Source organism: Pseudomonas sp. GW456-E7, assembly GCF_059424105.1.
Genome location: NZ_JBWKZB010000081.1, coordinates 1 through 9,262, shown reverse-complemented (window position 1 = coordinate 9,262; position 9,262 = coordinate 1). Strand labels below are relative to the sequence as shown.

Here is a 9,262-nt window from a genome sequence, read left to right as displayed (position 1 = left end):
ACGACACTTCGACCCTGAACATCAGCGTCACGCCGGTCAACGACAACTTCACCGACGCCAGCGAAACGCTCTCGACCTTGGAAGACACTGCCCTCACCGGCAGCGTCCTCACTGGCACGAGCAGCGTCGACGGCCCGGTCAGCGTGGCCAACTTCAGCATCGACGGTGTGACGGGTACTTTCAACGCCGGCCAGACTGCGACCATCGCCAACGTCGGCACCCTGGTGATCGCGGCGAACGGGGCTTACACCTTCACCCCGGCCGCCAACTACAACGGCACGGTGCCAACCGTTACCTACACCGTCACCGACGGTTCGGGACCTAACGACACCTCGACCCTGAACATCAGCGTTACGCCGGTCAACGACAACTTCACCGACGCCAACGAAACGCTCTCGACTCTGGAAGACACCGCCCTGACCGGCAGCGTCCTCAGCGGCACCTCGAGCGTTGACGGCCCGGTCAGCGTGGTCAACTTCAGCATCGACGGCGTTCCTGGCACCTTTACCGCCGGCCAGACCGCGACCATCACCAACGTCGGTACCCTGGTGATCGCGGCGAACGGGGCTTACACCTTCACCCCGGCTGCCAACTACAACGGCACTGTGCCAACGGTTACCTACACCATCACTGACGGTTCCGGCACAGACGACACTTCGACCCTGAACATCAGCGTTACCCCGGTCGATGACAGCTTCACCGATATCAGTGAAAGCGTGACCACCGCTGAAGATACGGTCCTCACCGGCAGCGTCCTCACCGGCACCTCGAGCGTCGACGGCCCGGTCAGTGTGGTCAACTTCACCATTGGTTCGACCACCTACACGGCCGGCAGCACGGCGACCATTGCCAATGTCGGCACCCTGGTGATCGCGGCGAACGGCGCTTACACCTTCACCCCGGCCGCCAACTACAACGGCACGGTGCCAACCGTCACCTACACCGTCACTGACGGTTCGGGGACCAACGACACTTCGACCCTGAACATCAGCGTCACGCCGGTCGACGACAGCTTCACCGATGCCAACGAAACGCTCTCCACCCTGGAAGACACCGCCCTGACCGGCAGCGTTCTCACTGGCACGAGCAGCGTTGACGGCCCGGTCAGCGTGGTCAACTTCAGCATCGACGGTGTGACTGGCACCTTCAACGCCGGCCAGACCGCGACCATCGCCAACGTCGGCACCCTGGTAATCGCGGCGAACGGGGCCTATACCTTCACCCCGGCTGCCAACTACAACGGCACGGTGCCGACCGTCACCTATACCGTCACCGACGGTTCGGGACCCAACGACACCTCGACCCTGAACATCAGCGTTACGCCGGTCGACGACAGCTTCACCGACGCCAACGAAACGCTCTCGACTCTGGAAGACACCGCCCTCACCGGCAGCGTCCTCAGCGGCACAAGCAGCGTCGATGGCCCGGTCAGCGTGGTCAACTTCAGCATCGACGGCGTTCCTGGAACCTTTACCGCCGGCCAGACCGCGACCATCGCCAACGTCGGCACCCTGGTGATCGCGGCGAACGGGGCTTACACCTTCACCCCGGCTGCCAACTACAACGGCACCGTGCCAACCGTCACCTACAGCGTCACCGACGGTTCAGGACCTAACGACACCTCGACCCTGAACATCAGCGTCACCCCGGTCGATGACAGCTTCACCGACGCCAACGAAACGCTCTCGACCCTTGAAGACACCGCCCTGACGGGCAGCGTTCTCACTGGCACCTCGAGCGTCGATGGCGCGGTCAGCGTGGTCAACTTCACCATTGGTTCGACCACCTACACGGCCGGTACCACGGCGACCATTGCCAATGTCGGCACTCTGGTGATCGCGGCGAACGGCGCTTACACCTTCACTCCGGCCGCCAACTACAACGGCACCGTGCCGACCGTCACCTACACCGTCACCGACGGTTCGGGAACCAACGACACTTCGACCCTGAACATCAGCGTCACGCCGGTCGACGACAGCTTCACCGACGCCAACGAAACGCTCTCGACCCTGGAAGACACTGCCCTCACCGGCAGCGTCCTCACTGGCACCAGCAGCGTCGACGGCCCGGTCAGCGTGGTCAACTTCACCATCGGTGATACCACCTACACCGCTGGCAGCACCGCGACCATCGCCAACGTCGGTACCCTGGTGATCGCCGCGAACGGGGCTTACACCTTTACCCCGGCCGCCAACTACAACGGCACGGTGCCGACCGTCACCTACACCGTCACCGACGGTTCGGGACCTAACGACACCTCGACCCTGAACATCAGCGTTACGCCGGTCAACGACAGCTTCACCGACGCCAGCGAAACGGTCTCGACCCTGGAAGACACTGCCTTGAGCGGCAGCGTTCTCACCGGCACGAGCAGCGTCGATGGCCCGGTCAGCGTGGTCAACTTCACCATCGGTTCGACCACCTACACGGCCGGTACCACGGCGACCATCGCCAATGTCGGTACCCTGGTGATCGCAGCCAGCGGCGCCTACACCTTCACCCCGGTCGCCAACTACAACGGCACAGTGCCAACCGTCACCTACACCGTCACCGACGGTTTGGGACCCAACGTCACCTCGACCCTGAATATCAGCGTCACGCCAGTCGATGACCCGAGTGTGCTGGCTGCGGACCTCAAAACCACTCTTGAGGACCAGATCTCCACCGGTAACGTACTGACCAACGACCGTGATGTGGACAACGCTCTCAGCGTGACCAAGTTCACTATCGGTGGCATCGAGTACAGCGCGGGGGGGACCGCCACCATCGCAAACGTGGGCAGGCTGACGCTCGGTGCCAACGGTGACTACAGCTTTACCCCTGCCGACAATTGGAGTGGCAAGGTTCCGACTGTGACCTACACCACCAATACCGGCTCAAGCACCACGCTGGACCTCAGTGTGACCGCGGTCGCGGATACTCCGATCGTGACCGCCACCACGTCTCAGGTGGCCGAGAACAGCAGCATCGCGTTGGGCTTGAAGGTAACGTCAGTGGACACTGATGGCTCTGAAACCCAGACCATTACCTCGATCGCCGGCATCCCTGCAGGTGCGACCCTGACCGATGGCACGCACACCTTTACCGGCACCACCGGTAACGGCGTCGTCAACCTCAGCGGGTGGGACGTGAGCAAGTTGAGCTACACCCCGGCACCGTACGCCACCGGCACCAACACGCTGACCGTTACGGCCGTCTCGACCGAGAGCCAGGGTGATTCGGCCAGCAATACGACGCAGATTCCGATCACGATCAATCCAGCGGTCTATAACCCGCTCACTGCCACCGCAGGTAACGACACCGTCACCGGCACCAGTGGCAATGACATCGTGGTGTCGGATGTCGGCGGGCTGACGGTCGCACCAGGTCAGAACTACAATATCGCCTTCATGGTCGACAGCTCGGGCAGTATGGGCGACGCCTCCATGTCGGCGGCGAAGAAGTCTCTGGAGGCGGTGTTTACTTCACTGATCGCCAGTGCGACCTCGAAAGACGCGAATCCGGGTACTGTGAAAGTGTTCCTCGTGGACTTCGACACGACAGTCAAACAGTCGATTTCGATCGACCTGTCCAGCAAAGATGCCCTGGCGAACTTGAAGTCGGTTCTCGACGGCATGAAATCGGGTGGATACACCAACTACGAGGACGTGTTCAAGACCACCGCCAACTGGTTCTACAGTGCTGATGCGAAGAGCAACCCTAATGCGATCAATCTCACCTACTTCATTACCGACGGTGAGCCAACCGCTTACACCAGCTATGAACAGACCAACCCGGTCGTCGTCGACTTCAAGTCCAACAGCGCCACGGACCTGACCCTGGACAGCCTGTTGAAACTGGGTGACTACAGGCCTGGCTATGCGTTCACCACAGTGATCGGCGGTGCGACTCGTACGCTGGTCGATGCCAATGGCGCCGTTTACAAATGGAGTGAGGACGGCAAGGGTAACTGGAGCTCTTCCAAGTACAGTGGCCTGACACTTCATGCGCAAGGCGACGGCACTTATGAGCTGTCGGCCAACGATGGCGATGGTTACGTCGATAGAACCAGTGCCTCAAATGCCGCAGCGGCATTTGCCCTGCTGGCGGCTGCCAACTCCACTGTGCAAGCCATCGGCCTGAACGGCGAAGTCAAGGAAAGCGATCTGGCGCCGTACAACACCACCGACGGCAAGCCGCTGGCCAATATCAACCCCGCGGATCTGGCCAACGCGATTCTCGGCCACAGCGAGGCCACGCTACCAGGTCAAGACACCGTCAACAGCGGTGATGGCAATGACATCATCTTCGGCGACCTGGTGAGCTTCAATAGCGTCACCGGCGAGGGTTACGCTTCGCTGCAGGCGTTTGTCGGCCTGCAAACCGGAGCCGAGACCAACCAGGTCACACCAAGCAATGTGCACCAGTACATCACCGAGCACTACAGCGTGTTCGATGTGTCCGGCGCTCAGGATGGTGCCGATACGCTGCTCGGTGGTGCCGGCAATGACATCATCTTCGGCCAGGGCGGCGACGACAAACTCTACGGCGGCACCGGCAATGACATCCTGCTCGGCGGTACAGGAAACGACTTGCTCGACGGTGGCGACGGCAATGACATTCTCCTGGGCGGAAAAGGCAATGACACCCTGACCGGCGGTTTGGGCGGCGACACCTTCGTCTGGAAAGCCGGCGACACCGGCAACGACGTGATCAAGGACTTCAAGGCCAACGAAGGCGACCGGATCGACCTGCGCGATCTGTTGCAGGGCGAAACCGGCAGCACCATCGACAACTTCCTGAAGATCACCACGGTCGATGGCGTGTCGTCGCTGCAAGTCAGCTCGACCGGTCAGTTCAACTCTGGCAACGCCGCAGCCGCCACGCCGGACGTGACGATCAAGCTGGAGGGCAACAACTGGTCAAGCGCCAACCTGCACAACCTGATTGCCGGTAGCGACCCGACCATCAAAATCGATCACAACAACAGCTGATGCATGAAAACGGCCGCCCCCTTCCGGGGCGGTCGTCACGTTTGTGTCCACTGCCCGGTGACGATTTCGTCGCTGCGCCACATACTGGCGCGCAGTTGACCTATGCTGCTGTCAGCAAGACGCTGGTTCAATTCTGAGGGATGCTCAATGTTTTACGTGCAACGCGATGCGCAGGGCCTGTTGGTACGCGTGGAGCCCGCCGCCTACGCCGAGGCCACTGAAACGCTGCCGGCCGACAATCATGAAATCCAGGCCTGGTTTGCCAATGCGGCTGTGGAGAACAGCCTCAAACAGCTCAAGCAAAGTGACCTGGAAATGATCCGGGTACTCGATGACCTGATTCAGGTACTGACCCAGAAAGGCGTGATTCGCGTCACCGACCTGCCGACGGCCGCCCAGGCCAAACTCATGGACCGAAACCAGGCCCGTGAAGCCTTGGGTGGCTTGAGCCAATTGATCGATGATGAAGAGACCGGGTTGATCTGACACACCCTTGCGATCACTCCCACGCGCTGCGTGGGAGTGATCGAATCAGCGCCAGGGCTTGGGCTCGCCGAACAGCTGGCCCTGCACACCGTATAGTCCCATCTCGCGAATCACCGACAACTCGCCTTCCGTCTCGACCCGTTCGGCAATCAGTGGCAAATCGATGCTGTGCGCCGCTCGCTGGATCGCCTCGATGAACAGGCGTTTGTCACTCTCCAGATCAATCGAGCGAATGTAGCTGCCATCGATCTTCAGGTACGCCAGCCCCAGCCGCGCCAGGTTGCCGATCATGCTGAAGCGTCCGCCAAAACGTTGCAGGCTCAGTGAGAAGCCGAGTTCGCGCAGGCGCCGGGTCAGTTGCTCCAGTACCGCCTGATCAGGCAGTTGTTCTTCGCCAATCTCCAGGGTCAGACGCGGGCCGAGGTTGGAATGCGCACGCAGTAGCTCGAAAATTTTGTTTTGCGCCTGCGGGTCGCCCAGGGTCGCCGACGACAGATTCAGCGCCAGCGACTCTTCATGTTCGCTCATTTGCGCCAATACCCGTTCGAGCATCAGCCGATCCAGACGCGCGGTCCAGCCGAAGCGCTCCAGCCAAGGCAGAAAACGCCCGGCGGGGATGGTCTGGCCGTGTTCGTCGAGCAGTCGCGACAACACTTTGTAATGCAGTACCAGTTGCGTGTCCTGGGCGGCCACTACCGGTTGGAAATACAGCTCGAAGCGCCGCTGTGTCAGCGCCTGGTCAAGCATCAGGTGCCAGGCGTGGTGATCGTCGCCGACACTGGCCGAGAGGCTGTGTTCGATGCAGGCCCAATTCTGCTCGCCCTGGCCTTCGGCCTGGGCCAGCGCCTGATCACCGAGGCTGAGCACGGCTTGCGGCGAGTCACCATGAGCGAAAGGCGCCAGGCCGATAGACGCCACGGCAGCCACATCAGTGGCGCCGGTAGCGTGCAGACTGGCCAGGGCGCTGTCGAGATTTTGCGCCAGTTGCAACGCTTCTTCGCGCACCAGCCCCGGTGCCAGTACTGCAAACTCGCCGCCACGGATACGGGTCACCAGGTTCTGGGTCTCCGGATACTTGGCGCACTCGCGAGTCAGTTGCTCACCGACGGCCTTGAGCACTTCATCGGTGCGCTGGCCACCGAGACGCTGGTTGAGGCCGGCCAGATCCTTGACCCGCAACAGCAGCAGATAACCGGAGCTGGCCTGCTCCGGGTTGCTCACCCGCGCATTCAGTTGCATCTCGAAATAGCGCCGGTTGGCCAACCCGGTCAACGAATCCTGATAGGACTCGACCCGCAGCTTTTCACTACGCTCGGCCTGCTCCTGGAACAGCGCCTTGAGCTTCTCGACCATCTGGTTCATGGCCTGCACGACCCGGCGAAGCTCCGGAGTGCGCGGCAGTTCCGGCAAGCTGAGGAACTCCCGTCGGGCGATGGCGTGGGATTGCTTGACCATGTAATCCAGCGGTCGCAATTGCTGGCGCAGCAACAGCGCGCCAAGCACCGCACTGACGGCGCCGCATAGCAGCAACCAGCCCAGGCTGCCCAAAGCGCTTTGCCACAACTTGGCCAGCGCGAACATCGGATGGCTGACGACCTCGACCCGGGCAGCCTGCTCCCAGCCGCGGCTGACGATCGCATCACCACCGGCGGGCTCCAGGCCGATCAGTTTGACGAACCAGTCCGGAACGTTGTTGACCGCCGGAATGCCCGTGCGCTCAACCAGGGGCTGGTCGGTCTTCAGATCGACCACGCGGATGCTCGCGTAGTAACCGCTGTCGAAAATCGAGCTGACCAGCAACTCGACCATCGCCGGGTCGTCGATATTCGGGGTCAGGGAAAGCGCCAGCGCGGTCGCGGCGTCCTGGGCATGGGAGCGCAACTGGTTGACGTACTGAGTGCGCGAGCTCTCCAGGCTGACCATGAAACTGCCGGTGAAGGCGACCACCAGGAACAGACAGATAGCAATCAACAGCTGTTTGAACAAAGACATCTGAGCACGTGCTCCTAGTTAGTCGTCTCGACCGGGAATCCTTCGGCCTGCATTTTCTTCAACACATCCTGCCAGCGCGACAGACGCTTGGTATCGCCGACCTTTTTGTTGCCTTTGGCACCCGGCAACCACAATCCCTCTGCGTTGAAAGAGTAGACCGGCAGCAAATCCTTTCGTTGGCTGGCCGGCTTGATTGCATCTATCAGGCTGTCGAGCACCAGGGGCTCGGCCTCCGGACTCGAGTAGTAGGTCAGCACCATGTGCGCGCGGTTCTGGGTCAGTGCCTTGACGTAGGTAATCCGCAGCTTTTCACTGGCTACACCGAGGTGACGCAGACTGAAGTACTTGGCAATAGCGTAGTCTTCACAGTCGCCGGCGCCTTTCCACAAAGCTTCGGTCGGGGTTTCCCAGTAGTCGACTTCATGCCACAGATCGATGTCTTCAACGTATCGCAGCTGTTTGTTGAAGAAGCGATTGACCACATTGAGTTGTTCCGACTCGCCGATCTGCTTCTGACTGGCCAACAAATATTGCCAATCATTAATGCGTTGCTGACCCTCTCCCAAAGGTCCGTACAATGCCTGCGCCCGCCGGCTGATCAGGGAAAAGTCCCAATCGGCACTCAAGCTGCCCAGCATCACGCCAGCCAGCAGCAATGCGCTACACAGCCAGCGTAAAATCCGGGGGATCGTTAAACATGCCGCCAATGCGAGGCATCCTGGGTAGACAGGAGAGAGTCGTTCGAATGGTGAAGGTTAGACCGGAAAAAGACAATGGCACGGTGAGATCACTGGCGGCGCGCTAAACTGCAGGAAAGGCACTCGTTCACTTGTTTGACAAGCTGTCAGGCAGTCACTAGTGTCATTTGGATCCAAAAATTTCATTATTCAGGGTGCGTTTAGTGACACAAAAGCCCAACCCTCTCAGCAGTATCAAGGTCAACGGGCCGATTCCCGCACATCTGGCACGCTCGGTGATAGAGGAAACCCTGCGCGCGGCAATACTTGACGGGCGCATCCCTTGCGGTGCGGCCCTGCGTCAGCAAGACCTCGCCGACCTGTTCGGCGTCAGCCGCATGCCCGTTCGCGAAGCCTTGCGCCAGCTCGAAGCACAGTCGTTGCTCAATGTGGTGGCCCATAAAGGCGCCGTGGTCGCGCCGCTGGTCCAGGGAGACGCCGTTGAAACCTACGCCCTGCGCATCCTGCTGGAATCGGAGGCCCTGCGTCTCTCGGTGCCATTGCTCCAGGACGAAGATCTGGAACAGGCTGCCCGCTACATCGACGAACTCGAAACGCAAAGCGACTACACCGAAATCGGCCGGCTCAACCGCTTGTTCCACATGACGCTTTACAGCCGGGCGCCCAATCGCCGGCTGTTGAAACTGGTTGAAGACGGCCTGAACGAGGAAGAGCGCTTCCTGCGTTTCAACCTGGAAGCCATGGGCCTGGGCAAACTGTCCCAGGACGACCACCAGGCATTGTTGCGGGCCGCCGAGGAACGGGACGTAGAGCGCTCCGTGAAGCTGCTCGAACATCATCTGAACCGAGGGGTCGAGGTCATTACACGCTACCTCAACAGCCCTGAAGTCCAGGCCAGGAACACGCCGAAGTAACCCGCAGCGGCAGGTGCAAGACGTGAGAAAGCCCGTTGTGGAGAGGCTCCACAACGGGCTTTTCAGTACCCCTGAAACGACAAAACCCCTGTCTGCGTTAGCAGACAGGGGTTTTGGAATTCAATCTTGACGATGACCTACTCTCACATGGGGAAACCCCACACTACCATCGGCGATGCATCGTTTCACTTCTGAGTTC

5 protein-coding genes and 1 rRNA gene are annotated in these 9,262 nt (G+C 60.6%); 3 read left to right on the top strand and 3 right to left on the bottom strand.

Annotated features, from left to right (window positions below):
* Both AC07YV_RS28830 and AC07YV_RS28825 read left to right on the top strand, forming a co-directional pair.
* Positions 1–4,973 (top strand): beta strand repeat-containing protein (locus tag AC07YV_RS28830; protein ID WP_146025432.1); only part of this gene is annotated, 4,973 nt, incomplete at its 5' end.
* Positions 4,974–5,120: 147 nt separating this feature from the next.
* The gene (locus AC07YV_RS28825; RefSeq protein ID WP_015092944.1) at positions 5,121–5,459 is read left to right on the top strand and encodes a hypothetical protein; all 339 of its coding nucleotides are present in this window, start codon (positions 5,121–5,123) and stop codon (positions 5,457–5,459) included.
* 45 nt (positions 5,460–5,504) lie between these two features.
* On the opposite strand, the gene lapD is transcribed toward AC07YV_RS28825, so the two are convergent.
* Together lapD and lapG are read right to left on the bottom strand one after the other, a co-directional pair.
* A complete protein-coding gene (lapD, locus tag AC07YV_RS28820) occupies positions 5,505–7,451 on the bottom strand; it encodes a cyclic di-GMP receptor LapD (protein WP_102702739.1) in 1,947 nt (648 codons plus the stop codon).
* A 14-nt stretch (positions 7,452–7,465) separates the two neighbouring features.
* Entirely contained in the window at positions 7,466–8,158 is a 693-nt protein-coding gene (gene lapG / locus AC07YV_RS28815) for a cysteine protease LapG (protein WP_102702740.1), read from the bottom strand.
* A gap of 194 nt (positions 8,159–8,352) precedes the next feature.
* Between lapG and AC07YV_RS28810 the strand changes: the two genes are divergently transcribed.
* Positions 8,353–9,063 carry a GntR family transcriptional regulator gene (locus AC07YV_RS28810; protein WP_102702741.1) on the top strand — a complete coding sequence of 237 codons (711 nt, stop codon included), beginning with the start codon at positions 8,353–8,355 and terminating at the stop codon, positions 9,061–9,063.
* 124 nt (positions 9,064–9,187) lie between these two features.
* Here the strand turns inward: AC07YV_RS28810 and rrf are convergent.
* A 5S ribosomal RNA gene (gene rrf, locus AC07YV_RS28805) occupies positions 9,188–9,262 on the bottom strand; the annotation flags it as partial.

Bases quoted from the DNA above. Each gene is read 5' to 3' on its own strand.
- AC07YV_RS28825 (WP_015092944.1), top strand. From the start codon at position 5,121: ATGTTTTACGTGCAACGCGATGCGCAGGGCCTGTTGGTACGCGTGGAG.
- lapD (WP_102702739.1), bottom strand. From the start codon at position 7,451: ATGTCTTTGTTCAAACAGCTGTTGATTGCTATCTGTCTGTTCCTGGTG.